This is a genomic window from Xanthomonas hortorum pv. pelargonii, from assembly GCF_024499015.1.
GTDB lineage: Bacteria > Pseudomonadota > Gammaproteobacteria > Xanthomonadales > Xanthomonadaceae > Xanthomonas > Xanthomonas hortorum_B.
In genome coordinates this window covers 4,196,574-4,219,066 of the sequence record NZ_CP098604.1, presented here as the reverse complement: position 1 = coordinate 4,219,066, position 22,493 = coordinate 4,196,574, and the positions used below count along the sequence as shown (strand labels likewise).

Sequence of the window (22,493 nt, the reverse complement as noted above, 5' to 3'; positions counted from 1 at the left end):
CTTGCTGATCAACATCCACTCCTTGTCAGAACGCATTGAGTCCGGTCAGCGCACGCCCCACCACCAACTGATGCACGGTTTCGGTGCCCTCGTAGGTGATCACCGATTCCAGGTTCAGCGCATGCCGGATCGCCACATGCTCGGTGGTGATGCCGGCCGCGCCCAGCAGATCGCGGCACTCGCGTGCCACGTCCAGCGCCATGCGGCAATTATTCCATTTTGCCAGCGAGATCTGTTCCGGCCGCAGCGTACCGGCTTCTTTCAGGCGCCCCAGCTGCAGCGCCAGCAATTGCGCGGTGGAAATCCGCCGGGCCATGTCGGCCAGTTTGATCTGCGCGCTTTGCGTGGCCGCCAGCGGCCGGCCGAACAGAATGCGCTGCCCGCAATAGGCCAATGCTTCGCGCAGGCAGGCCACCGCCGCGCCAATCGCGCCCCAGGCGATGCCGTAGCGCGCCTGGTTGAGGCAACCCAACGGCGCCTTCAAACCGGCCGCGTTCGGCAATCGCATCTGCTCCGGCACGTAGACATTGTCCAGGAACAAACCCGAGGTCACCGACGCGCGCAGGCTCATCTTGTGGGCAATGTCCTGCGCACTGAAACCGGCGCTGCTGGTCTCCACCAGAAAGCCGCACACGCCATCGTCGGTATGCGCCCAGATGATCCCAAGGCCGGCGATGCTGCCATTGGTGATCCACATCTTGGACCCGTTCAAGCGCCAGCCATCGCCCTCGCGTACCGCACGGGTGGTCATCGCCGCCGGGTCCGAGCCGCCCTGCGCTTCGCTCAATCCGAAGCAGCCGATCAAACGGCCCGCCGCCATCTCCGGCAACCAGCGTTGGCGCTGCGCGTCGCTGCCGTAGGCGTGGATGGGATACATGCACAGCGACGATTGCACGCTGACGAAACTGCGCAGGCCGCTGTCGCCACGCTCCAGTTCCTGGCAGATCAGACCGTAGGCCACCGCGCCCAGGCCTGCGCCACCGTCGCGCACCGGCAGGCTGGCGCCCAGCAATCCCAGCTCTGCCAGTTCCGGCACCCATTCGCTGGGGAAGCGCCCCGCATCGAAGGCATCGCCGATCGCCGGCAACACCCGTGTGTCGGTGAAGCGGGCCACCGCGTCCTGCACCGCGCGCTCCTCGTCGGTTAGCAGTGCACGTACATCGAACAGATCATCAGGACGCACCGGCATGCTGGCTTCCACCACAGGAGAAGCGGCGATTATCTGCCAGTTGCCGGTCGAACATTGCGCCGCCTCATTCAGCGCGCCAGCGTGCATACAGTGGTCGCAGGCGGTGCCTGAAAACGAAAAGAGCCGGCATTGCCGGCTCTTTTCTTGCGATCGCAGCGATCCTGGGCGGATGACTGCCAGCGATTTACTGACGCGTGCTGCCCGTCTCCACACGAACGCCCTTGTCACTGGCCGTCGAAGCGGTCTGGGTCACCAGCTGACCATCGACCACCGGCAGACGATCGCTGGCCGGCTTGTCGTTCATGCGTACGGTCTTCTCGAAACCGTCGTAGCGGTAGGTCACGTCGTAGGCCACCACGTTGTCGGCATCGCCCAGCGAGATACGCTCGCCCGGCTTGCTGTCCATGCGCATGGTGCCGGTGGTGCCGTCGGCGTTGCGGTAGGTCACGTCATAACCGACCACACGCGAGGACTGCGAATTGGCATTTTCGGTATGGCACTGGCGCTCGGTGCGATCCACCACGCGGCCACCGACATGATTGCGGTCCACACGATTGCCGACCATGCCGCCACCGACCGCACCGGCCACCGTGGCCAGCTTGCGGCCATTGCCGCCGCCGACCTGGTTACCCAGCAGGCCGCCGATCACCGCGCCAGCGACGGTGCCGCCGACATTGCCGTCACGCTCGGGCAGGCGTTCCTGTACCACCACGTCGCGGCAGACTTCGCGCGGCGAGGAGCTGGTGGTGGTTTCGCGGATGGCGGCGCTGTTGACGACCTGCGCGTACTGCGGCTCGCGCTCGGTGATCGGTGCGACCTTGACCACGTCGGCGTATTCCAGACCGCGCGGTGCAGGCTCGCCGTTGGCGACGAAATCGCCGGACGACGGGCGATTGTTCATGAAGGCGGCAGTGGCCACGCCTCCGACCAGCAACGCACCAGCAGCGACCAGTATAGTTGTCGTATTGCTCTTCATGATCCAGCTCCGTGCGGACACGCCGCGTTGTTGACGGCGTGATTCCAGCACGTGAACCCTGAACGAAAACGCCCTCGCTCATGAATGCCGTCGTTAAGTTCAGCTAGCGGTTACTTCATGCACTTCTAACAGCCGGAGCATTCGCATGCGAAACCCAATCACCTCGCGCGCCCTGAACTGGGCCAGCAGGCTGCGCTACCCCACGTTGTTCAAGCTCGCGGCCGCGCTGTTTCTGGTGGACCTGGTGATCCCGGACCCGATCCCGTTCCTGGACGAAATGCTGTTCGGCCTGACCACGCTGCTGCTGGCCAACTGGAAAACGCGCAAGGCGCCGCTGCCCGCGCCAGTCCACCGCGATTGATGCAGCTGGTCGATAGCCACTGCCACCTGGATGCCGGCGAGTTCGACCACGATCGCGGCGCCGTGATCGCACGCGCGCAGGCCGCCGGTGTCGGGCAGCAGGTGATCCCGGCGATCACCGCCGCCAGTTGGCCGGACCTGCGCACCGTCTGCACCCAGGCGCCGGGGCTGTACCCCGCCTATGGGCTGCATCCGATCTTTCTGGATCGGCATCGTCCCGAGCATCTGGAGCTGCTGGCCGAGTGGATCGAGCGCGAGCGCCCCTACGCCATCGGCGAGTGCGGGCTGGATTTCTATCTTGAGGGACTGGATGCGCAGCTGCAGCGCGATTACTTCGAAGGCCAATTGCAGCTGGCCAGGCGCTTCGACCTGCCGCTGATCGTGCATGCGCGCCGCGCCACCGAAGAAGTCATCGCCCGCATCAAGGCGGTTGGCGGCCTGCGCGGCGTGGTGCACAGCTTTGCCGGCAGCGCCGAACAGGCGCAGCAACTGTGGAAGCTGGATTTCATGATCGGCCTGGGCGGCCCGGTGACCTACCCGCGCGCCAACCGCCTGCGCGGCCTGGCCGCAACGATGCCGCTGGACTATCTGCTGCTGGAAACCGATGCGCCAGATCAGCCCGACGCCGGCATTCGCGGCCAACGCAACGAGCCGGCGTATCTGCGCACGGTGCTGGCTTGCATCGCGCAGCTGCGCGGCGAGCCGGAAGAGCGCATTGCCACACAGACCAGCGCCAACGCGCGGCAGTTGTTCGGGTTGCCTGGCCCGGCTTTGCCCGGCTGACGCAGGCACGCCGCCGAAGCGCGCCATGCACAAACGTTACGAACTTGCAGCCACCTCGGCGGTCGGCGACGCAGCGGCGGCAACCACCTTTGGCTTGAGCAACATCTCCAACGCCTTGCCCACTGCCACAAACGCGAAGGTGCCGGTGATATGCGTGGCGGCGCCCAGCCCTGCCCCGCAATCCAGCTTGAGCGTGGCATCGGCATCCAGTTGCGGGCGGATCCCGCACACGCTGCCGTCGGCCTGCGGGTATTTGACGTTTTCCAGCGAATACACCGCCGGCACGCCGAAATAGCGCTGCGGATTCTTCGGGAAATTGAACTCGCTGCGCAGCTTCTTGCGGATCAGCGCCAGCATCGCATCTTGCTCGGTGCGCGAGACATCGCGCACGCGCACCAGGGTGGGGTCGGTGCGCCCACCAGCGGCGCCCACCGTGAGCAAGGGCAACTTGCGCCGGCGGCACCAGGCGATGGTTTCCACTTTCACCCGGAAGCTGTCGCAGGCATCGATCACCAGATCGAAGTCATCGCCGAGCAGGCTTTCGATATTGCCCGCGGTGAGAAACGACTCCACCGCATCGGCGGCAATCTCCGGATTGATCGCCACACAGCGCTCGGCCATCGCGCGCGCCTTGTTGCGTCCGTACTGGCCCGCCAATGCCGGCAATTGCCGATTGGTGTTGGACACGCACAGGTCGTCGGCATCGATCAGGCGGATGTGCCCGACGCCGGTACGCGCCAGCGCCTCCACCACCCACGAGCCCACGCCGCCCATCCCCACCACGGCCACACGGCAGGCCGACAGCCGCTCCACCGTGCCGACTCCGTACAGCCGGTCGATACCGGCAAAGCGTTCACGCCATTGTGCTTTCATCGGCCTATTTTACGCGCGCCGCTCAACAAGCGCTTGCTTACCCCGCGCCTTCACCGGCGCCTTCAGTGGAGCCACCATGTCCGCCACACCCCCTCACCAATCACGAGCGTCTCGCTACACGTTCATGCTGATCCTGGGCTTGTTGATCGGCCTGGTCTGCAGCGTGATGGTGGCGCGCGCCCTGCAGGCCAGGCACAACCCGGTACCGGACAGCTTGATGCAGGTGATGGCCTACCAACTGCGCTCTTTACAACCCGCTGCCGGCGAGGTGTGCAACCCGACGCAACAGCAGGCACGACTGCAATCGCTACGTCTGCTTGCAGACGAACTGGAACCCGCATTTGCAGACATCGGCGAAGACCGCCGCTTTGGCGAGCATGCGCAGGCGCTGCGTGCCGCATTGGATCAGGCACAGCGCGCGCCATTGCACGATTGCGCCGCGATTGCTGCAATCAAAACACCGCTGTCGGACGCCTGCGACGCCTGCCACCGTGACTTCCGATGAAGAACGCGCTCGGGTTTCGTTAAGCCTGGAGCGATCCAGTTGGCAGACCGTTCACCTGGACCACCACAGGATGACGTCGCCGCGGCCCTGACCGCTTTTCGAACCACCCCGGAGAGATTTCATGAAGACCCGATTGCTCGTCATTGGCCTGGCTGCAACTGCGACCCTGGTTGGCTGCGCCACCTCTCAACCTCAGTACGGCAGCTATCGCGGCGACCGCGGTTACGACCAGGGGCAATCGCAGCAGGCGCGCTGCGTGGATTGCGGCATCGTGACCCGCATCGATGAAGTCGGCCCCACCCGCAGCGCGCCCACCGGCACCGGCGCAGTGCTCGGCGGCATCGTCGGCGCGGTGGCCGGCCGTCAGATCTCCAAGGAGACAGGCGGCAGCAAGGGCAACAAGAATGTCTCGGCCGTAGCCGGTGCTGCCGCTGGCGCGCTGGCAGGCAACGCGATCCAGAACAACGTCACCAGCGACAGCTTCGATGTGCAGGTGCGCATGGACGATGGCCGCGTCATCGTGGTGAACCAGCGCGATCTGGCCGGCGTGCGCGAAAACGCCTATGTGCGCGTGGTCAACGGCAAGGTCGTGCTGCGCTGATCGGCTTACCCGCTGAGTGACATGACAGAAAGGCCCGGCAACGGGCCTTTCTGCTGTTTGGATGGTGGCTTGAAGTACTGCGCTGCGCTCAGACCACCTGCACCGCATCGGCCTGCAGGCCTTTCTGCCCTTGCACGACGGTGAAGCTGACCTTCTGACCTTCCTTGAGACTCTTGAAGCCCTGGATCTGGATCGCACGGAAATGGACGAACACGTCCTCGCCGTTTTCGCGACTGATGAATCCAAAACCCTTGGCATCGTTGAACCACTTCACGACACCATTCTCGCGTTCGATGTTGGACATCTCGACTGACTCCCTACGACACTGTGGTGGACTGGCGGTGGTCGCTGTGATTGCAAGGAGGAGCCGAGGTACAAGGATGTAGCGGATCGGACGATCTGCCGCATCAGGCCACGATTCACGGTGACCGTTGCAAACAGCAGCGCTGGCAACTTAACCCGCACAAAACGATTTTTCAAGAACCCCTTGCGCATTTTTGTCAAGCCTGAAACAGGACATGTCTAAACCATATGGACGCCACCGTCGTTTATTACATCCTGGCCGGCGTGCTGGTGCTGATCGGCCTGGCCGGGGTCATCATGCCGGCGCTACCGGGCCTGCCATTGGTGTTCGTGGGGTTGCTGGTGGCCGCCTGGGCCGATGGCTTCGTCCACGTCGGCTGGGTCGCGCTGGTGATCCTGGGTCTGATCACCGCGCTGTCGTTCGCGATCGACTTCCTGGCCACCGTGTATGGCGCAAAGCGCGTCGGCGCCAGCAAGATGGCGTTATGGGGATCGGTGCTCGGTTCGATCATTGGCATCTTCTTCATGCCGATCGGCTTGTTTGTCGGCCCGTTTGCCGGGGCGTGGATCGGCGAGTACTGGCAGACCCGCAAATCCGACCAGGCCACCAAGGTCGGCATCGGCACCTGGATCGGCATCATGCTGGGCACCGCGAGCAAGCTGGCGCTGGGCCTGTGCATGCTTGGCGTGTTTGCGATCGCCTGGTTTTTCTAGGGCCTGTTAACACTAATGGCCCGAGCGATTAAACTATTGGGCATGGAGATCACGCCAGCACAATTTTCTCTGATCGAACACTGCCTGCCGGCGCAGCGCGGCAATGTCAGCATGACCAACCTGCAAGTGGTCAACGCCATCCTTTACGTTGCCGAGCATGGCTGCAAATGGCGCGGCCTACCCAAGCGCTTTGGCAACTGGCATACGGTCTACACACGCATGAACCGTTGGGCCAAGGCGGGTGTGCTGGACCGGATGTTCGCCCAATTGCAGAAGTCCCAGATCGTGCGCATCAAGATCGAAGCAGTCTCGCTGGACTCCACCAGCGTCAAGGTCCATCCCGATGGCACGGGTGCATTAAAAAAAACGGCCCGCAGGCCGTCGGCAAGTCTCGCGGTGGATGGAACACCAAGATTCATATGGTTGCCGCAGATGCTCGAACAGCCATCACCTTTGGATTGACGCCTGGCAACGTGCATGACGCACCTGCAGGCCGCGCGTTGCTTGAACACCTGGGGCCAGTGGAGCGGCCGATTCATTTGTTGATGGACCGTGCTTACGAAGGCAACGAAACACGCCAGTTGGCGCTCGATCTTGGCTTCGTGCCGGTGGTCCCGCCGAAATCCAATCGGGTCGAGCCTTGGGAATACAACCGGGAGATGTACAAGCGGCGTAACGAAGTGGAGAGACTGTTCCGTCGCTTGAAAGGCTACCGCCGGATTTTCTCGCGCTTCGAGAAGCTGGATGTCATGTTCCTTGGATTCCTCAGCTTCGTCCTAGTCGTTGATGGGCTTCGGATGTGTTAACAGGCCCTAGATGCATTCAAACGCTGTAAGTCAAAAGCATGGTCAGTCGAGCGCGCGGTGCCCTCGCCGCTCACGGGACACGCCGTGAATCCGTCCGTGGAGGCTCGGTGGCGGCATCCATGCCGCCACACGGTCCCGCAATCGGCGAGGACACCGCACCAGAAAGTCAGCCGGTTACTTTGTTGAAAGCCTGCCTGTTGATCTCGTTGCGTTGCGAAGCTGATCGGACGCGGCGTTATTCAACAGCACCCGTCACGCCTTGCTTGCAACCATGCGCACCGACCATCTCGACTGGTCCTTGCCTGCCCACCGTCGCGGGACCTTACGCGGCATGGATGCCGCGTAAGAGCCTACATGGACGTACTTGCGGCGTGTCCCGCGATGGTGGGCGGGCAAGGGCCCTGCAGCCAAACACCAGATCAGCCGCCCTGAAACTGATCTATCAGTAGTGTTCAGCGCCCCTCAGAACACGCGGTAAACGCAGTCGTTTGGTAGCCGCTCTAAGACCCACGATCCTCAAGCACGCGCCGCAAAAACGGCACCGTGATACGGCGCTTGGCAGCCAGCGATTCGCGATCCAGCCGATCCAGCAAGGCCACCAGCCCGGCCAGTTCGCGTTCGCTATGGGTCAGCAGCCAGTCGATTGCTGCCTCGTCCAATGCCAGCCCGCGCCGTTGCGCACGATCGCGCAACACGGCCGCGCGCCCCGCGTCGTCGAGCACCGGCAGGCTGATGCGGATGCATTGCGACAGCCGCGAGCGCAGATCCGGCAATACCAACGCCAGGCCATCGGGCATCTGCCGCGCGGTGTACAGCAACGTCGTGCCGGCAGCGCGCGCGCGGTTGTGGAAATCGAACAAGGCCACTTCGTCGTCGCGCTGCCCGGCAACGGTGTCCAGACCATCCAGCACGACCAGGCTGCGCCCTTCCAGTGCTTCGAGCGCATCGCGCAATCGACCTGCCGCCGCATGCAGCGGCAGATAGGCCGAAGCGCGGCCGGCCTGCTCGGCCGCCGCGCACAGCGACAACGCCAAATGCGTCTTGCCGGTACCGGCGGGGCCAGCCAGATACAGCCAGTCGCTCACCTGCCCCGCAGCCAAGGCCTGCAATTGCGCGAGTAACCCCTCGGGCGCGGCGATGTAACTATCGAAGCGCTGATCGGGCGGCGCGCGCAACGCCAATGGCAACTGCGGAACACTCACAACCGATCTGCGTCCTTGCCGGGTTCGACGATCACGCTGCGCTCGGTAGTACCCGATTGCAGCACGATGCCGGCGCGCTCGCCTGCGTATAGATCGCTGTGGGTGTACTGCTCATGTGCGTAGCGCAGCAACACGTTGGCCACCGCTGCCACCGGCAGCGCCAGCAGCATGCCGAGGAAGCCGAACAACTGGCCGCCCGCCATCACTGCGAAGATCACCGCCACCGGATGCAGGCCGATCTTGTCGCCGACGATACGCGGGGTCAGCACATAGCTTTCCAGCAACTGGCCGACGGTGAACACCACACCCACGCCGATCAGCAACTTCAGATCCAGACCCTGTGCCTGTACCACGGCCGCCAGCAAGGCGAGCACGATGCCAGTAGTGGCGCCCAGATACGGAATGAAGCTGATGAAGCCGGCAATGATGCCGATCAGCAGCCCCAGATTGAGCCCGATGATGGAAAGGCCGGTGGCGTAGATCACGCCCAGCGCCAGCATCACCAGGAACTGGCCGCGGATGAAGCCACCGAGCACGTCGTTGGATTCGAGCGCCAGCCGGCTCACGGTGCCGATGTAGGCACGCGGGATGACCGCCGCCACGCGCTCGACCAGGCGGTCCCAGTCGCGCAGGAAGTAGAACGCCAGGATCGGCAGCAGCGCCAGGTTGATCACCCAGGTCACCATCGCAAAGCCCGAGCGCTGCACGTAACCGAAGAACGTCTTGGCGGCACCGCCGGCCTGCTCCCAATGGCTGCGGATCCAGTCGATCAAGCGCTCCGGGTCCAGCCAGCCCATCAGCTCCACGCCGGTCTTGGCTTCCAGCCACGGAATCGCGGTACTGATCGCCCAGGTGCGCATCTGCGGCAGCGCGTCGATCAAGGTCATGATCTGGCGCTCGATCATCGGCACCAGAATCATCAGCGCTAGCACGAACAGCAGCAGCGCCAGCACGAACACCAACGACACCGCCATGTTGCGCGAGCGCCCGGCACGCTCGATGCGATCCACCAGCGGGTCGCCCAGCCAGGCCAGCAGCAGCGCCAGCACGAACGGTGTCAGGATCGGCGACAGCAGCGATACCACCCACAATACGCCGACAATCACCGCCACCCATTTGAGGCGGCGCAGGAACAGGGCAATTTCGGCTTCGGGAGTCAAAGTCATTTGAGGCGGTACTCGGCGTGCTCGTTTTCGAGAATGATCGGGCCCTCGGTCGGTACCGACACCGGTACCAACGGGCTGTTGTCGCCGAGCATACGGTTGAGGCCGGAAATGCCCGTGAGCAATTCCAGATCCACTTCCATGCGGTCGCCGTTGGCGCTGACCGGGCGGATGCTGCGCACCACCGACACGCCCTGCAGCGCGGCCGAGACACGCAAGTAATCGTCGGCACTGGTGATACCGGTGATCACCGCGCGATAGACGCCGGGCACGCCCGAGTCCACCCGCTTGGCATAGCGCTTGACCAACGCATCGGCCGCACCGTCGGCACCGGCGGCCATCGCGCGACGCGCGTCGCCATCGTTGCTGGTCCAGCTGGACAGCACGTTGCCGTTGTCGACGAACACCCAATCGGCAGTCCAACCGGCGTCGGTGCGGTAGAGCTTGCCGATCAGCTGCATCGGCGGGCTGTATTTGGCCGATGCGCGCGACACCGCAGCGGTGTCCTTGCGCCAAATCGCGCCGGCCAGTGCTTGCTCGGCGGCCGCGCCACTTGGCAGGCCGAGCCGGTAGCCACGCTCGATGGCCCGGTCCAGCACGCTGCGCGCGGCATTGGCCTGGGTCACGCTGACCAGACGCGGGCCGCTGCCGTCGTCGATGGCCAACCACAGCACCGGCTTGGGACGCGGCAGCGGCCACACCGGCAAACCCAGCGCCGCGATCAGACTGTCCACATCGGTTTGCCGGAAGCTCGCCACCAGAGTGGTACGGAAGGTCGGCGCACCGGTGCGCGAGGTGCCCTGATCCTGGCGGTAGTCGTAGTGTTCGACGTAGTTGGGCGCATTGCGCAGCGCCTGCGACACCCCGGGGCGACTCATCGCGCCGCGATCGCCGGAGACCTTTCCCAGTACCGCGCCCAGCGCGCGCGCCAGGGCGCCAGGGCGATCGGACTCGCTCTGGCTGTTGACCGGTACTTCGGCATCGTAGGCACTTTGCGCCTTGGCGACATCGCCTTCGGTACGCAGATCGGCCTGTGCGAAGGCCGGCAGCACGGGCGCGGCGACCACGAGGGCGAGAAAGAAAGCGAGACTGCGGCGCATCGACGGTTCCATGACTTAAGCGTATCCGGGTGAATTGTTGCCCGAATGGGACGCCAGCGCCAACGTGGCTGCTAAAATCGCCGCCTTTACAGCCGAGCCCTCCCCGCCCGTGACCAGCCCAACGCCTTCCAATCCCTCGCCCATGACCTACCGTGAGGCAGGTGTCGACATCGATGCCGGCAACGCATTGGTCGAACGCATCAAGCCGCTGGTCAAGCGCAGCTTCCGGCCGGAGGTGATGGGTGGCCTGGGCGGTTTTGGCGCCTTGTTCGACCTGTCGGGCAAGTACAAGGAGCCGGTGCTGGTGTCCGGCACCGACGGTGTGGGCACCAAGCTCAAGCTGGCACAGCAGCTGGGCCGGCACGACACCATCGGCATCGACCTGGTCGGCATGTGCGTCAACGACGTGCTGGTGCAGGGCGCCGAGCCGCTGTTCTTTCTGGACTACTTCGCCACCGGCAAGCTGGACGTAGACACCGCCGCAGCCGTGGTCGGGGGCATTGCGCGCGGCTGCGAGCTGTCCGGTTGCGCTTTGATCGGCGGCGAAACCGCCGAGATGCCCGATATGTATCCGCCGGGCGAATACGACCTCGCCGGCTTCACCGTGGGCGCGGTGGAAAAATCGCAGTTGCTGGATGGCGCGCAGGTGCGCGCAGGCGACGTGCTGATCGGCATTGCCTCTTCGGGGCCGCACTCCAACGGCTATTCGTTGATCCGCAAGATCTACGAGCGCGCCGGCGCCCCGGCCGAGCTGGTGCTGGAGGATGGCGTCAAGCTGATCGATGCGCTGATGGCGCCGACCGCGCTGTATGTCAAGCCGATCCTGGCGCTGCTCAAGTCGCACGGCGAGACGATCCACGCCATGGCGCACATCACCGGCGGCGGGCTGACCGAAAACATCATCCGCGTGATTCCCGATGGTCTGGGCCTGGACATCGACGCCAAGGCCTGGACGTTGCCGACGGTATTCGCCTGGCTGCAGCGCGAAGGCGCGGTGGCCGATGCCGAAATGTGGCGCACCTTCAACTGCGGCATCGGCTTCGTGCTGATCGCGTCCGCTGAGCAGGCCGCGGCACTGGAACAGGCGCTGGATGCGCAATCGCTGGCGCATTGGCGCATTGGCCAGGTAGTGACGGCGCAGGGCGATGAGCGCGTGCGGATCGGTTGATCCGGCAGTCGTCGTGCATCACTTAAAACGGGTTGTTCTTGCAGCCACTCTGGGCATTTTCGCGGTCAGCTGGATCGCGCCGTTGTGGCCGGTCGAACAGGCATTGCATAGCTCGCTGACGATGGTCGGCCTGATCGCGCTGGTATGGGTGGATCGGCGCCGGCCGCTGGCCAACGGGGTATTCGCGGCACTGTGCGTGTTCATTGCGATGCACTGCATCGGAGCGCGTTGGCTGTATTCGAACGTACCGTATGAGCAGTGGGCTCAACAGGCGCTGCACTGGTCGCCAAGCCAGAGCTTCGGCTGGACGCGCAATCACTTCGACCGTTTGATCCATCTGATGTTCGGGCTGTGCTTTGCCCCTGCCATTGCGCAGTTAGCGCGCGCCCTATGGCCGCGCCTGACGCTGCGCCAGCTGTTCTGCCTGACGGTGATGACCATCATGTGCGTCAGTCTGTTGTACGAGTGGCTGGAGTGGGCAATCGCCTTGTTGCTGTCGCCGCAGGCAGCCGAGGCCTACAACGGACAGCAAGGCGACCCATGGGATGCGCATGCCGACATGTTGCTGGCCACGCTCGGCAGCCTGGCCGCTTATCCCGTGGCTGGGACACTATTCCATGCGCGCCGCTGACACCCCTCTGCGCCTGGCCGTCCTGGCCTCGGGCCGTGGCAGCAACCTGCAGGCCATCCTCGATGCCATCGCCAGCGGCCGGCTGCGGGCCGAGGTCGTCGGCGTGTTTTCCGATCGCCCGCAGGCGCCGGTCTTGCAGAAGGTGGACGAGGCGCAGCGCTGGAGCGCTAGCCCGCGCGACTTCGCCGACCGAGCTGCCTTCGATGACGCATTGGGCGATGCCATCGCCGCCTCGCAGCCAGACTGGGTGGTCTGCGCCGGTTACATGCGCATCCTCGGCGAGCCGCTGGTGCGTCGCTTCGCCGGGCGCATGCTCAATATCCACCCCTCGCTGCTGCCCAAGTACCGCGGCCTGCACACGCATGCGCGCGCACTGGAGTCCGGCGATGCCGAGCATGGTGCCAGCGTGCACTTGGTGGTGCCGGAACTGGATGCCGGCACGGTGATCGCGCAGGCGCGCGTGCCGGTGCTGCCCGACGACACCGCCGAGCAGCTGGCTGCTCGCGTGCTGGCGCGCGAACACCCACTGCTGCTGGCCACGCTAGACCTGCTCGCCAGCGGGCGCGTGGAGGTGCACCGCGACAGCGTCCACATCGACGGTCAGTGCCTGTTTACGCCACTGCGACTAGAGTCCGATGACACCGCACTCGCCTGAATGCGGATACGCCCTCCTCATCCTGCCTCGGACATCCTTGCGGCCCCCGTGCCTCGCTCTCAGCGCATGAACGTCATCCCGATCGCCGCCGCGCTGTTGACCACTGCCCTGCTCGCCCAAGCCGGTACCGGCCGTGCGCAACAGGCGCCTGCCGTGCCTGTGCCGGCTGCACCTGCTGCTCCTGCGCCGGTTGCACCCCCGCCGGCTACGCCGACATCTGCAGCGGCCCTGCCTGCCAGCACCTGGACGCCGCCGCCACTGCAACCCTTCGTGGCGACCTACCAGGCCTTCTACCGCGGCAAGGAAGCCGGCGACGCCACCATGCAGGTCAGCCACGGCGAGGGCAGCCAGTGGCGCATCGATATGTCGGTGCGCGGCCGCAAGGGCTTTGCCAGCATCCTGGGATTGAACCTGGAACAAAGCACCGTGTTCCAGGTCGATGGCGACACCTATGTGCCGCTGAGCCAGAGCACCGTGCGCAAGGCGATGTTCTTCGGCAAGAAGGTCACCGGCGTCTACAACTGGCAGACCGCCAGCGCGCAGTGGGACGGTGATTTGAAGAAAGAGCGTCAACAGCCGATTCCGCTGCAGCGTGGCGACCAGAGCGCGCTGTCGTTGAACCTGTCGCTGATGCGCGACGCGCAACCCGGGCGTAGCCTGAGCTATCGCTACGTCGATGTCGGCCGGGTGCGCAAATACGATTACAAGGTCGCCGATACCACCGAAGTGGTGCAGGTGGGCGACCTCAGCTACGACGCGTTGCGCGTGTACCGCGTCAACAGCGGCGACAACGAAACCATCCTCTGGATCGCCAACGGGGTTCCTACGCCGGTGCGCATCCTGCAACGTGACAAAGGTGAGGATCAGGTCGATCTGCGCCTGGTCGAATACCAAGGAGCATGAGCCATGAAATCCATTTCCCGCACGTCTTCGCTGATTGCCGCTGCCGCACTGGCCGTGGCCAGCCTGCCCGCATTCGCCGTGCAGCCGTTCCAGGCCGATTATTCGGCCAACTACATGGGCATGCAGGCCAACGGCACCATGACCCTGGCCGCAGCCGGTGACAATCAGTGGCGCTACACGCTCACCATCCAGAACCAGCTGGCCAATCTGACCCAGAGCACCGTGTTCGAAGAGAGCAACGGTCAGCTGCGCCCGGTGAGCAGCAATGACACCTCCTCGATGATGGTCAAGCGCCGCAACGTCACCGCCAATTACGACTGGAAGACCAATCAGGCCACCTGGGGCGGCGACATCAAGGCCGACCGCCGTGGCCCGGTGCAGCTCAAGACCGGCGACATGGATGCATTGCTGATCAACCTGGCGATCACCCGCGACCTGGCCGCCGGCAAGCCGCTCAACTACCGCATGGTGGACGAAGGCCGCATCAAGCCGATGAGCTACAAGGTTGTCGGCAAGGAAACCATCACCGTCAACGGCAAGCAGGAACAGGCGACCAAGGTGTCGCGCGTGGACGGCGACAAGGAACTGATCGCCTGGGTGGTCAAGGACCTGCCGGTGCCGGCACGTTTGCTGCAGAAGGAAAAGGGCCAGGACGCGCTGGACCTGACCATCAAGGCGCTGCGCTGAGCGCGCCAAAGCTTCGACCAGAGGCTTAATTGCCAGCGTAGTTCCGGTCGTGAAGTTGTTTAGTGCAGTCAAATGCTACTGAGTCGAGGGCGCGGTGCCCTCGCCGCTCGCGGGACACGCCGCAAGTACGTCCTTGTAGGCTCGGTGGCGGCATCCATGCCGCCACACGGTCCCGCAATCGGCGAGGACACCGCACCAGAGAGTTAATCGGTTGCTTTCTTACAAGCAGAGTTAACCGGTTGCTTTATTACAAGCTTGGCCGTCGATCGGCTTGCGTTGGAAAGATGACAAAAAGCGCCGTTATCCGAACGCGGATCTCGTGCCTTGCTTGCACCATGCACACCGACACTCTCGACTGGTCCTTGCCCGCTCACCGTCGCGGGACCTTACGCGGCATGGATGCCGCGTAAGAGCCTACACGGACGTACTTGCGGCGTGTCCCGCGACGGTGAGCGGGCAAGGGCCCTGCAACGAAGTCCAAGATCAGCAGCTCCACAAGTGGTCTATCCGCACGGACCCATCACTTGCTGCAAAAGTGATCCATCCGCGCCGACCTAGTCACCCCTCAGGGCTTGGCCGCAGCCTTGTCATCGCCAGTACTGAACACCGTGCGGCAATCCACGCGGATCTGCGCATCGGTGCTGCGCCAATAGAACAGGTCGCAATGGCGCTTGCCTTCGAACGTCTTTTTCACCGCCACCGCGTAGAACGACTGCGCGATTTCGTCGCGGCTGGCGGTGCCGTCGTTGTTCCAGTCCATGTCCTTGAACTCGCCCCCTTGGGTGATCGCCATGCCCACCGACCAGGCGTAGGCCAGCCACGCCAGGATCAGCACGATCACGCCGAGCAGCACTTTGCGGCGGGTGGTGAAACGTCCGCGCAGGATCATGCGGTGCGCTGGATGGTCGCGCCCAGCGCCCCCAGCTTCTCCTCGATGTTTTCGTAACCACGGTCCAGGTGGTAGATGCGATCGATGGTGGTGTCGCCGTCGGCGACCAGCCCGGCCAGGATCAACGACGCCGAGGCGCGCAGATCGGTTGCCATCACCGGCGCGCCGCTGAGGCGTTCGGCGCCGCGCACGATCGCGGTGTGGCCTTCGACCTGGATATCCGCACCCAGCCGCAGCAGTTCGTTGACGTGCATAAAGCGGTTTTCGAAGATGGTTTCGTTGATCACGCCCACACCGTCGGCCACGCAGTTGAGCGCCATGAATTGCGCCTGCATGTCGGTGGGGAATGCCGGGTACGGCGCAGTGGTCAGACTCACTGCACGCGGGCGCTTGCCGTGCATGTCCAGCGTGATGCTGTCGGCGGTGGTGGTGATCGTCGCGCCGGCTTCGGTGAGCTTGTCCAGCACCGCATCCAGGGTTTCCGGACGCGCGCGACGCACGGTGACGCTGCCGCCGGTCATCGCCGCAGCGACCAGGAAGGTGCCGGTTTCGATACGATCCGGCAGCACCGCGTGGTGCCCGCCACCCAGGCGCTCGACGCCCTGCACCACGATGCGCGGCGTGCCGGCGCCTTCGATCTGCGCACCGAGCGCGATCAGGCAGTCGGCCAGGTCGGTGACTTCCGGCTCCATCGCCGCGTTCTCCAGCACCGTGGTGCCTTCGGCCAGCACCGCAGCCATCAGCACGTTCTCGGTGCCGGTGACGCTGACCATGTCGAACACGTAACGCGCGCCTTTCAGGCGCCCGTTGCTGGTGGCCTTGATGTAGCCATTTTCCACGTTGATGTCCGCACCCAACGCCTGCAGGCCCTTGATGTGCTGGTCGACCGGACGCGAGCCGATCGCGCAGCCGCCGGGCAGCGACACTTCGGCGTTGCCGTAGCGCGCCAGCAACGGGCCGAGCACCAGGATCGAGGCGCGCATGGTCTTGACCAGCTCGTAAGGCGCGACCTGGTGGGTGACCGAGCGCGGGTCGACCAGGATCGAGCGGCCCTTGGCCAGCGTGCCTTCGTCGATGGTGACCTCGGCGCCCAGCTCGCTGAGCAGCTTCACCGTGGTAATCACATCATGCAGGTGCGGCACGTTGCTGATTTCCACCGGCGCATCGGCCAGCAGGGTCGCGCACAGGATCGGCAGCACCGCGTTCTTGGCGCCGGAAATATTGACCTCACCGTGCAGCGCTTGGCCGCCGGTCACTACGATTTTTGCCATGGGATCTCAGGGAATCTGAAAAGGATGTCGGGGGGAATGAGATGAGTCGCCGGGAGCCTGTCGGGCGCTTGCGATCGAGGCGGATGAGCAGCCCGACCAGCCAAGGCCCGACAACCGCTCAGCCTTCGCCCGGAGTCAGCGTCTTGAGCTGCAGCGCGTGGATCGCTCCGCCCATCAACTCGCCCAGGGTCGCGTAGACCATACGGTGCCGTGCCAACGGGGCCTTGCCGGCAAATAAAGCGCTGATCACGGTCGCCTCGAAGTGCACGCCGTCGTCGCCGTGCACGTCGACGCGGGCTTCGGGCAAGCCGGATTCGATGAGTTTACGGATGGTTTCGGCGTCCAAAGGGCGTTTCCTCATAAAATGAGCGCACATTCTACTCTTCACCCGAGTCCCGCATGGCCGTCTCGCACCTGCCCACCGCCACCGTCAGCGACGCCAGCCTGGTCGCCAGCGGCCAGCGCGTGCTCGAGATCGAGCGCGAGGCGCTGGCCGGCGTAGGCGCGCGGATCGGCAGCGACTTCGCCGCGGCCTGCCGGCTGGTACTGGCCTCGCGTGGGCGCGTGGTGGCCACCGGCATGGGCAAGTCCGGGCATATCGCGCGCAAGATCGCCGCCACCCTGGCCTCTACCGGTACGCCGGCGTTCTTCGTGCATCCCGGCGAGGCCGGGCACGGCGACCTGGGCATGATCACCGAGGCCGATATCGTGCTGGCGCTGTCGTATTCGGGCGAATCCGACGAAGTGCGCATGCTGCTGCCGGTGCTCAAGCGCCAGGGCAACCCGATCATCGCCATGACCGGGCGCCCGAGCTCCTCGCTGGCCCAGGCCGCCGACGTGCATCTGGATGTGAGCGTCTCCGCCGAAGCCTGCCCGCTGCATCTGGCGCCCACCTCCAGCACCACCGCCTCGCTGGCGATGGGCGACGCCCTGGCGGTGGCGCTGCTGGATGCGCGCGGCTTCACCGCCGATGACTTTGCGCGCTCGCATCCGGCCGGCAGCCTGGGCCGGCGTCTGCTGCTGCACATCACTGACGTGATGCACAGCGGCGATGACCTGCCGCGCGTGCGCGAGGACGCCAGCCTGAGCGAGGCACTGATGGAAATGAGCCGTAAGCGGCTGGGCATGACCGCCGTGGTGGACAACGAGGGGCGGCTGATCGGTCTGTTCACCGACGGCGACCTGCGCCGCGCGCTCGACAGCGACATCGACGTGCGCAGCGCCGGCATTGCGCAGGTGATGACGCGCAACCCCCGCACCATCGGCGCCGACCAGTTGGCCGCCGAGGCCGCGCGGCTGATGGAGGATTACAAGATCAACGGTTTGATCGTGGTCGATGCGCAGCAGCGCGCGGTCGGCGCATTGAACATTCACGACCTGTTGCGCGCCAAGGTGGTTTAACAGGTTCAGTTTCAAACGTTGGAATCCCGTTCTTACCGATTCGTGCCGATGCCCTATTCCCCACTGCAGCACCTGCCCGCCGAGCTGATCGACCGCGCCGCGCGCGTCCGTCTGGCCTGTTTCGACGTCGACGGCACCCTGACCGACGGCCGCCTGTATTACGACCACGCCGGTAACGAGAGCAAATCCTTCAACGTGCTGGACGGCCAGGGGCTTAAGCAACTCGACCACGCCGGCATCCATGTCGCGCTGATCACCGCGCGCGCCAGCCTGTCGGCGGAAAAGCGCGGCCAGGATCTGGGCCTGCATGTGCAGATCGGGGTCAAGAACAAACGCCTGGCGGTGCTGGCCCTGTGCCAGGAGCACGGCCTGTCGCTGGACCAGGTGCTGTTCATGGGCGACGACCTGCCCGACCTGCCCGCCTTGCTGGCGGTCGGCCTGCCGGTGGCACCCGCCAACGCGCATCCGTGGATCGCCGAGCGCGTGCAGTGGCATACCCACGCACGTGGCGGCGAAGGTGCCGCACGTGAAGTCTGCGATGTGGTGCTGGCTGCGCAAGGCCAGGTCGAGGGCATCATCGAAAGGTTCTCCGCATGAGCTGGAACTGGCGCACCACCCTGGGCGTTGTGCTGTTCGCCGCCGCCGTGATCTCCGGCTGGTCGGCCTGGCAACAGCGCGCGCGTCCGGTCGCTGCGGCGGTGGATGATTCGCGCGCCGACTATGTACTGCGCGATTTCGAACTGATTGCGCTGGACAAGCAAACCGGCAAGGAATCGATGACATTGCGTGCGCCGGAAATGCACCGCAACCGCGCCGACCAGACCTCGGACATCACCACGCCGGTGTTTCTGCTGCCCGATAACGCCAACCAACCGTGGACGCTACGTTCCAAGACCGGCTGGATCAGCCCCAAAGGCGACGAATTGCGCCTGCGTGGCGATGTCTCCGGCGACAGCCCCACCACCGGCGCGACGCCGCCGACCACGTTCCGCACCCAGAGCCTGGACGTGTTCCCGCAGCAGAACCTCGCCAAGACCGCCGCCCCGGTGAGCATGAGCCGGCCGGGTATCATGCAGAGCGGGGTCGGCTTCGAGGCCGACCTCAAATCACGCCAGTACAAGCTCCTTTCTCAGGTCAAGACTCGCTATGAACCGAATGCTGCCCGCTAAACTGGCGTTTGCCGCGCTGCTGCTGCCCGCCCTTGCGATGGCCAAGACCAGCGACCGCAATCAGCCGATGGCGATCGATTCCAACGCCAATGATTGCAACATGCTCGACGACAGCGGCAAGTGCCGCTTCAGCGGCAATGTGGTGATCACCCAGGGCACGTTGGAAATCCACGCCGACACCGCTGATATCTTCCAGAAGAACGGCCAGACCGACCGTGTGGTGCTGATCGGCAAGCAGGCCACGCTCAAGCAGCAGATGGACGACGGCGCGATGATGAACGGCCAGGCCGACAACATCGAATACCAGGTCGCCAACGAAGTCATCGTGCTGACCGGCAATTACAAGGTCGACTCGCCCAAGGGCACCAACGCCGGCCAGCGCATGGTCTACAACACCAAGACCGGCAACATGCAGAGTGGCGGCGACGGCAGCCGCGTGCGCACCATCATCCAGCCCAAGACCGCGGCGCCGGCAGCAGCAACGCCTGCGGCAACGCCGGCCGCCAAGCCCGCTGCCAAGCCGCAGGGGAAGAAGTAATGCTGGTCGCCACCGGTCTGCGCAAGAAGTACAAGCAACGCGAAGTGGTCAAGGAATTCGGCCTCACGCTCGAGGCCGGCGAAGTGGTCGGCCTGCTCGGCCCCAACGGCGCCGGCAAGACCACCTGCTTCTACATGATCGTCGGCCTGGTCGAGGCCGATGCCGGGCGTATCGAGCTGGACGGCCGCGACCTCACTGCCGAGCCGATGTACGCGCGCGCCAAACTCGGCGTCGGTTATCTGCCGCAGGAGCCCTCGATCTTCCGCAAGCTCACCGTGGCCGACAACATCCGCCTGGTGCTGGAGCTGCGCGAAGACCTGGACAGTGCGGGGCGCGAGAAGGAACTGACCTCGCTGCTGGAAGAACTGCAGATCACCCATGTGTCCGACCAGCTGGGCGCCAGCCTGTCCGGTGGTGAGCGGCGCCGTTGCGAAATCGCGCGCGCGTTGGCCGCCAAGCCGCGCATGATGCTGTTGGACGAACCCTTTGCTGGCGTGGATCCGATTTCGGTCGGCGAGATCCAGCGCATCATCATCCACCTCAAGGAACGCGGCATCGGCGTGTTGATCACCGATCACAACGTGCGCGAAACCTTGGGAATCTGCGATCGCGCGTATATTCTCGCGGAGGGGGGCGTGCTGGCGCAGGGGGCACCAGACGCATTGTTAGCCAATCCCGACGTCCGTCGCGTGTATCTGGGGGAAACTTTCCGCCTTTGAGCGCGTCGCCGCGCCATCGATTTTCTCAGTCAGTGCCTGCATGAAAGCCCGGCTTCAGACATCGCTAGGACAACAGTTGGTCATGACGCCGCAATTGCGTCAGGCGATCAAGCTATTGCAGATGTCCACCACCGAGCTGGAAGTGGAAATCGCCGCCGCAGTGGAGACCAATCCGCTGCTGGAGTGGGCCGACGAAGCGGCGCAGACCGCCAGCGACGTGCCGGTCCAATCCTCGCCCTCCTCATCCACCGAGGACCCGCAACGCGAAGAGCCCGCGCCTGCCGAGCGCGACGACGACTGGTCGCAGGACGAATTGCAGTGGACCGGGTCGGGCAGCGGCGGCAGCTTCGACGACGACGAGTCCGGCGATGCCGCCGAGCGGGTGGCCGAGTCGGAAACGCTGGCCGATCACCTGCTGTGGCAGCTTCATTTGTCGCCGCTGTCGCCGCGCGACCGCCAGATCGGCGCGATGCTGGTCGACGCGCTGGACGAAGACGGCTACCTGCGCGAACCGCTGTCGGCCATCCTCGAAACGCTCGCGCTCGGCGCGGCGGTGGACGAAGCCGAAGTGCTCACCGTGCTGCATCAGATCCAGCGCTTCGACCCCGTCGGCGTGGGCGCGCGCAACCTGGGCGAATGCCTGGCGCTGCAACTGGCCGTGCTCGACCCCGCCACCCCGGGCCGCGCGCTGGCGTTGCAGATCGTCGCCGGCCCGCTGGAGCGTCTGCCACGCAGCGGTGTGTCCGGGCTGGCCCACGAACTCAAGCGTTCCACCGCCGACGTGGACCAGGCGGTGCAACTGGTGCGCTCGCTGGACCCGCGCCCGGGCAAGCAGATCGGCGACCTGTCGCAAGACACCTACGTGGTGCCGGACTGTGTGATCTGGCGCCAGCGCGGCGTGTGGCGGGCCTCGCTGGCCGGCCGCGCGCAGCCCAAGGTCACCATCCACCGCGGCTATGAGAACCTGATCCGCAGCTGTGGCGAATCCGATGCCGGCTATTTGCGCGGCCAGCTGCAGGAGGCGCGCTGGCTGCTCAAGAGCCTGGAAGCGCGCGGCGAAACCTTGCTGCGGGTGGTGCGCTGCCTGCTGAAGCACCAGGCCGGGTTTCTGGAATTCGGCGCGCAGGCCTTGCGCCCGCTGACGCTGCGCGAGATCGCCGGCGAGCTCGGCCTGCACGAATCCACCATTTCCCGCGCGATCGCCCGCAAATACGTACGCACCCCGCGCGGCACCATCGCGCTGCGCTCGTTCTTCGCCTCCGGTATCGACACCGACAGCGGCGGCGAGGCGTCCAGCACCGCCATTCAGACCATGATCCGGCGCCTGATCGACGCGGAAAACCCGCGCAAGCCGCTCTCGGACGCCAAGTTGGCGGATCTGTTGAAAACTTCCGGCGTACCAGTAGCGCGGCGCACCGTTGCGAAGTATCGTGAAGCCATGAACATTTCCGCCTCCCACGAACGCGTGCGCATCGCCTGACGTTGCAACCACCGCAACGCCGGCCTGCGCCGGGTTTGTCGGATCACCGGAAAGGTTCATTGGCCCACCGACCAATGGAGGTATCCGATGCGTATCGAGACGTATGGCCACCAGCTTGAAGTGACCCCCGCGCTGCGGGAGTACGTGGCAAGCAAGCTGCAGCGACTGCAGCGCCATTTCGACCAGCACTGTGAAGTTCGAACGCAGCTGGCCGTTCGCAAGCCAGACCACCATGTGGTCGCCACCGTCAACCTTCCCGGTCGCACCCTGCACGCAGATGCCAGCGGCTCCACCATGTATGCGGCCATCGACCTGCTGGTCGACAAGCTCGACCGCCTGGTGCTCAAGCACAAAGAAAAGAAATGTAACCACCACGCACGCGAGGTGCGCGACAATCTCGCATGACG

At 64.9% G+C, this 22,493-nt stretch carries 28 protein-coding genes; 18 read left to right on the top strand and 10 right to left on the bottom strand.

The window, feature by feature from the left end:
- Nucleotides 1–25: 25 nt before the first annotated feature.
- Nucleotides 26–1,201, bottom strand: a complete 1,176-nt coding sequence (locus tag NDY25_RS18130) for an acyl-CoA dehydrogenase family protein (protein WP_180336615.1) — start codon at nt 1,199–1,201, stop codon at nt 26–28.
- Nucleotides 1,202–1,373: 172 nt separating this feature from the next.
- Entirely contained in the window at nt 1,374–2,165 is a 792-nt protein-coding gene (locus tag NDY25_RS18125; protein ID WP_168959969.1) for a glycine zipper 2TM domain-containing protein, read from the bottom strand.
- 145 nt (nt 2,166–2,310) lie between these two features.
- Here NDY25_RS18125 and NDY25_RS18120 point away from each other — a divergent pair, with 145 nt between their 5' ends.
- Both NDY25_RS18120 and NDY25_RS18115 read left to right on the top strand, forming a co-directional pair.
- The gene (locus NDY25_RS18120) at nt 2,311–2,526 is read left to right on the top strand and encodes a DUF6116 family protein (protein ID WP_168959970.1); all 216 of its coding nucleotides are present in this window, start codon (nt 2,311–2,313) and stop codon (nt 2,524–2,526) included.
- A complete protein-coding gene (locus tag NDY25_RS18115) occupies nt 2,526–3,308 on the top strand; it encodes a TatD family hydrolase (RefSeq protein ID WP_168959971.1) in 783 nt (260 codons plus the stop codon). Before NDY25_RS18120 ends, NDY25_RS18115 begins: the two co-directional genes overlap by 1 nt.
- Before the next feature lie 36 nt (nt 3,309–3,344).
- Here NDY25_RS18115 and NDY25_RS18110 read toward each other — a convergent pair whose 3' ends face one another.
- On the bottom strand, nt 3,345–4,181 hold the full coding sequence (locus NDY25_RS18110; RefSeq protein ID WP_168959972.1) for a tRNA threonylcarbamoyladenosine dehydratase: 837 nt from the start codon (nt 4,179–4,181) through the stop codon (nt 3,345–3,347).
- A 76-nt stretch (nt 4,182–4,257) separates the two neighbouring features.
- Between NDY25_RS18110 and NDY25_RS18105 the strand changes: the two genes are divergently transcribed.
- Nucleotides 4,258–4,686, top strand: a complete 429-nt coding sequence (locus tag NDY25_RS18105; protein ID WP_168959973.1) for a hypothetical protein — start codon at nt 4,258–4,260, stop codon at nt 4,684–4,686.
- Nucleotides 4,687–4,807: 121 nt separating this feature from the next.
- The gene (locus NDY25_RS18100) at nt 4,808–5,287 is read left to right on the top strand and encodes an outer membrane lipoprotein (protein ID WP_006451916.1); all 480 of its coding nucleotides are present in this window, start codon (nt 4,808–4,810) and stop codon (nt 5,285–5,287) included.
- Nucleotides 5,288–5,375: 88 nt separating this feature from the next.
- Here the strand turns inward: NDY25_RS18100 and NDY25_RS18095 are convergent, their stop codons facing one another.
- The gene (locus NDY25_RS18095) at nt 5,376–5,591 is read right to left on the bottom strand and encodes a cold-shock protein (protein ID WP_003483561.1); all 216 of its coding nucleotides are present in this window, start codon (nt 5,589–5,591) and stop codon (nt 5,376–5,378) included.
- Nucleotides 5,592–5,818: 227 nt separating this feature from the next.
- On the opposite strand from NDY25_RS18095, the gene NDY25_RS18090 reads away from it, so the two are divergent.
- A complete protein-coding gene (locus tag NDY25_RS18090) occupies nt 5,819–6,304 on the top strand; it encodes a DUF456 domain-containing protein (protein WP_168959974.1) in 486 nt (161 codons plus the stop codon).
- A gap of 42 nt (nt 6,305–6,346) precedes the next feature.
- Nucleotides 6,347–7,110 (top strand): IS5 family transposase gene (locus tag NDY25_RS18085; RefSeq protein WP_095574585.1). Its coding sequence is split into 2 segments (ribosomal slippage): nt 6,347–6,662 and nt 6,662–7,110, totalling 765 coding nucleotides; the frame shifts between segments, so codons are not numbered across the junction.
- 500 nt (nt 7,111–7,610) lie between these two features.
- On the opposite strand, the gene hda is transcribed toward NDY25_RS18085, so the two are convergent.
- From hda to NDY25_RS18065, 3 genes are read right to left on the bottom strand one after another with little or no spacing between them, the layout of a single operon-like run.
- Nucleotides 7,611–8,312: a DnaA regulatory inactivator Hda gene (hda, locus tag NDY25_RS18075; RefSeq protein WP_168959291.1), complete on the bottom strand. Its 702-nt coding sequence runs from the start codon at nt 8,310–8,312 to the stop codon at nt 7,611–7,613.
- Nucleotides 8,309–9,478, bottom strand: coding sequence for an AI-2E family transporter (locus tag NDY25_RS18070; protein ID WP_023904621.1), 1,170 nt, complete (start codon nt 9,476–9,478; stop codon nt 8,309–8,311). The genes hda and NDY25_RS18070 overlap by 4 nt, the downstream gene beginning before the upstream one ends.
- Nucleotides 9,475–10,587: a DUF2066 domain-containing protein gene (locus NDY25_RS18065; RefSeq protein ID WP_168959292.1), complete on the bottom strand. Its 1,113-nt coding sequence runs from the start codon at nt 10,585–10,587 to the stop codon at nt 9,475–9,477. The genes NDY25_RS18070 and NDY25_RS18065 overlap by 4 nt, the downstream gene beginning before the upstream one ends.
- A 22-nt stretch (nt 10,588–10,609) precedes the next feature.
- Between NDY25_RS18065 and purM the strand changes: the two genes are divergently transcribed.
- The 5 genes from purM (at nt 10,610) to NDY25_RS18040 (ending at nt 14,619) form a co-directional block, all read left to right on the top strand.
- Nucleotides 10,610–11,743, top strand: a complete 1,134-nt coding sequence (gene purM, locus NDY25_RS18060) for a phosphoribosylformylglycinamidine cyclo-ligase (RefSeq protein ID WP_180336582.1) — start codon at nt 10,610–10,612, stop codon at nt 11,741–11,743.
- A gap of 13 nt (nt 11,744–11,756) precedes the next feature.
- On the top strand, nt 11,757–12,374 hold the full coding sequence (locus tag NDY25_RS18055; protein WP_256627611.1) for a DUF2238 domain-containing protein: 618 nt from the start codon (nt 11,757–11,759) through the stop codon (nt 12,372–12,374).
- Nucleotides 12,361–13,029 (top strand): phosphoribosylglycinamide formyltransferase, encoded by a 669-nt coding sequence (gene purN, locus NDY25_RS18050; protein ID WP_168959295.1) that lies wholly within the window; start codon nt 12,361–12,363, stop codon nt 13,027–13,029. The genes NDY25_RS18055 and purN overlap by 14 nt, the downstream gene beginning before the upstream one ends.
- A 66-nt stretch (nt 13,030–13,095) precedes the next feature.
- Complete coding sequence (locus tag NDY25_RS18045; protein WP_168959296.1) at nt 13,096–13,932, top strand: DUF3108 domain-containing protein; 837 nt, start codon at nt 13,096–13,098, stop codon at nt 13,930–13,932.
- A gap of 3 nt (nt 13,933–13,935) precedes the next feature.
- A complete protein-coding gene (locus tag NDY25_RS18040) occupies nt 13,936–14,619 on the top strand; it encodes a DUF3108 domain-containing protein (protein WP_168959297.1) in 684 nt (227 codons plus the stop codon).
- A gap of 565 nt (nt 14,620–15,184) precedes the next feature.
- Here NDY25_RS18040 and NDY25_RS18035 read toward each other — a convergent pair.
- The 3 genes from NDY25_RS18035 to NDY25_RS18025 form a co-directional block, all read right to left on the bottom strand.
- The gene (locus NDY25_RS18035; RefSeq protein WP_168959298.1) at nt 15,185–15,508 is read right to left on the bottom strand and encodes an EF-hand domain-containing protein; all 324 of its coding nucleotides are present in this window, start codon (nt 15,506–15,508) and stop codon (nt 15,185–15,187) included.
- Nucleotides 15,505–16,779, bottom strand: coding sequence for a UDP-N-acetylglucosamine 1-carboxyvinyltransferase (murA, locus tag NDY25_RS18030; protein ID WP_006449247.1), 1,275 nt, complete (start codon nt 16,777–16,779; stop codon nt 15,505–15,507). The genes NDY25_RS18035 and murA overlap by 4 nt, the downstream gene beginning before the upstream one ends.
- Nucleotides 16,780–16,897: 118 nt before the next feature.
- The gene (locus tag NDY25_RS18025) at nt 16,898–17,125 is read right to left on the bottom strand and encodes a BolA family protein (RefSeq protein WP_168959299.1); all 228 of its coding nucleotides are present in this window, start codon (nt 17,123–17,125) and stop codon (nt 16,898–16,900) included.
- A 53-nt stretch (nt 17,126–17,178) separates the two neighbouring features.
- On the opposite strand from NDY25_RS18025, the gene NDY25_RS18020 reads away from it, so the two are divergent.
- The 7 genes from NDY25_RS18020 (at nt 17,179) to hpf (ending at nt 22,491) form a co-directional block, all read left to right on the top strand.
- Nucleotides 17,179–18,180: a KpsF/GutQ family sugar-phosphate isomerase gene (locus tag NDY25_RS18020; protein WP_168959300.1), complete on the top strand. Its 1,002-nt coding sequence runs from the start codon at nt 17,179–17,181 to the stop codon at nt 18,178–18,180.
- 48 nt (nt 18,181–18,228) lie between these two features.
- Nucleotides 18,229–18,777, top strand: a complete 549-nt coding sequence (locus NDY25_RS18015) for a KdsC family phosphatase (protein WP_249049161.1) — start codon at nt 18,229–18,231, stop codon at nt 18,775–18,777.
- Complete coding sequence (lptC, locus tag NDY25_RS18010; RefSeq protein ID WP_023904633.1) at nt 18,774–19,349, top strand: LPS export ABC transporter periplasmic protein LptC; 576 nt, start codon at nt 18,774–18,776, stop codon at nt 19,347–19,349. Before NDY25_RS18015 ends, lptC begins: the two co-directional genes overlap by 4 nt.
- Nucleotides 19,327–19,887 (top strand): lipopolysaccharide transport periplasmic protein LptA, encoded by a 561-nt coding sequence (gene lptA / locus NDY25_RS18005; RefSeq protein ID WP_180336583.1) that lies wholly within the window; start codon nt 19,327–19,329, stop codon nt 19,885–19,887. The genes lptC and lptA overlap by 23 nt, the downstream gene beginning before the upstream one ends.
- A complete protein-coding gene (gene lptB / locus NDY25_RS18000) occupies nt 19,887–20,606 on the top strand; it encodes an LPS export ABC transporter ATP-binding protein (RefSeq protein ID WP_023904635.1) in 720 nt (239 codons plus the stop codon). Before lptA ends, lptB begins: the two co-directional genes overlap by 1 nt.
- 40 nt (nt 20,607–20,646) lie before the next feature.
- Nucleotides 20,647–22,086 (top strand): RNA polymerase factor sigma-54, encoded by a 1,440-nt coding sequence (locus NDY25_RS17995; protein WP_168959303.1) that lies wholly within the window; start codon nt 20,647–20,649, stop codon nt 22,084–22,086.
- Between the two features lie 87 nt (nt 22,087–22,173).
- Nucleotides 22,174–22,491 carry a ribosome hibernation-promoting factor, HPF/YfiA family gene (gene hpf / locus NDY25_RS17990; protein WP_006451270.1) on the top strand — a complete coding sequence of 106 codons (318 nt, stop codon included), beginning with the start codon at nt 22,174–22,176 and terminating at the stop codon, nt 22,489–22,491.
- The last annotated feature ends 2 nt before the right edge of the window (nt 22,492–22,493 follow it).

Coding starts and splice junctions, on each gene's coding strand:
- NDY25_RS18095 (WP_003483561.1), bottom strand. CDS start 5,591: ATGTCCAACATCGAACGCGAGAATGGTGTCGTGAAGTGGTTCAACGAT.
- lptA (WP_180336583.1), top strand. CDS start 19,327: ATGAACCGAATGCTGCCCGCTAAACTGGCGTTTGCCGCGCTGCTGCTG.
- NDY25_RS18035 (WP_168959298.1), bottom strand. CDS start 15,508: ATGATCCTGCGCGGACGTTTCACCACCCGCCGCAAAGTGCTGCTCGGC.
- purN (WP_168959295.1), top strand. CDS start 12,361: ATGCGCGCCGCTGACACCCCTCTGCGCCTGGCCGTCCTGGCCTCGGGC.
- lptC (WP_023904633.1), top strand. CDS start 18,774: ATGAGCTGGAACTGGCGCACCACCCTGGGCGTTGTGCTGTTCGCCGCC.
- NDY25_RS18115 (WP_168959971.1), top strand. CDS start 2,526: ATGCAGCTGGTCGATAGCCACTGCCACCTGGATGCCGGCGAGTTCGAC.
- NDY25_RS18105 (WP_168959973.1), top strand. CDS start 4,258: ATGTCCGCCACACCCCCTCACCAATCACGAGCGTCTCGCTACACGTTC.
- NDY25_RS18040 (WP_168959297.1), top strand. CDS start 13,936: ATGAAATCCATTTCCCGCACGTCTTCGCTGATTGCCGCTGCCGCACTG.
- NDY25_RS18065 (WP_168959292.1), bottom strand. CDS start 10,587: ATGGAACCGTCGATGCGCCGCAGTCTCGCTTTCTTTCTCGCCCTCGTG.
- NDY25_RS18120 (WP_168959970.1), top strand. CDS start 2,311: ATGCGAAACCCAATCACCTCGCGCGCCCTGAACTGGGCCAGCAGGCTG.
- NDY25_RS18015 (WP_249049161.1), top strand. CDS start 18,229: ATGCCCTATTCCCCACTGCAGCACCTGCCCGCCGAGCTGATCGACCGC.
- NDY25_RS18125 (WP_168959969.1), bottom strand. CDS start 2,165: ATGAAGAGCAATACGACAACTATACTGGTCGCTGCTGGTGCGTTGCTG.
- lptB (WP_023904635.1), top strand. CDS start 19,887: ATGCTGGTCGCCACCGGTCTGCGCAAGAAGTACAAGCAACGCGAAGTG.
- NDY25_RS18070 (WP_023904621.1), bottom strand. CDS start 9,478: ATGACTTTGACTCCCGAAGCCGAAATTGCCCTGTTCCTGCGCCGCCTC.
- NDY25_RS17995 (WP_168959303.1), top strand. CDS start 20,647: ATGAAAGCCCGGCTTCAGACATCGCTAGGACAACAGTTGGTCATGACG.
- NDY25_RS18045 (WP_168959296.1), top strand. CDS start 13,096: ATGAACGTCATCCCGATCGCCGCCGCGCTGTTGACCACTGCCCTGCTC.
- NDY25_RS18100 (WP_006451916.1), top strand. CDS start 4,808: ATGAAGACCCGATTGCTCGTCATTGGCCTGGCTGCAACTGCGACCCTG.
- NDY25_RS18110 (WP_168959972.1), bottom strand. CDS start 4,181: ATGAAAGCACAATGGCGTGAACGCTTTGCCGGTATCGACCGGCTGTAC.
- murA (WP_006449247.1), bottom strand. CDS start 16,779: ATGGCAAAAATCGTAGTGACCGGCGGCCAAGCGCTGCACGGTGAGGTC.
- NDY25_RS18090 (WP_168959974.1), top strand. CDS start 5,819: ATGGACGCCACCGTCGTTTATTACATCCTGGCCGGCGTGCTGGTGCTG.
- hpf (WP_006451270.1), top strand. CDS start 22,174: ATGCGTATCGAGACGTATGGCCACCAGCTTGAAGTGACCCCCGCGCTG.
- NDY25_RS18020 (WP_168959300.1), top strand. CDS start 17,179: ATGGCCGTCTCGCACCTGCCCACCGCCACCGTCAGCGACGCCAGCCTG.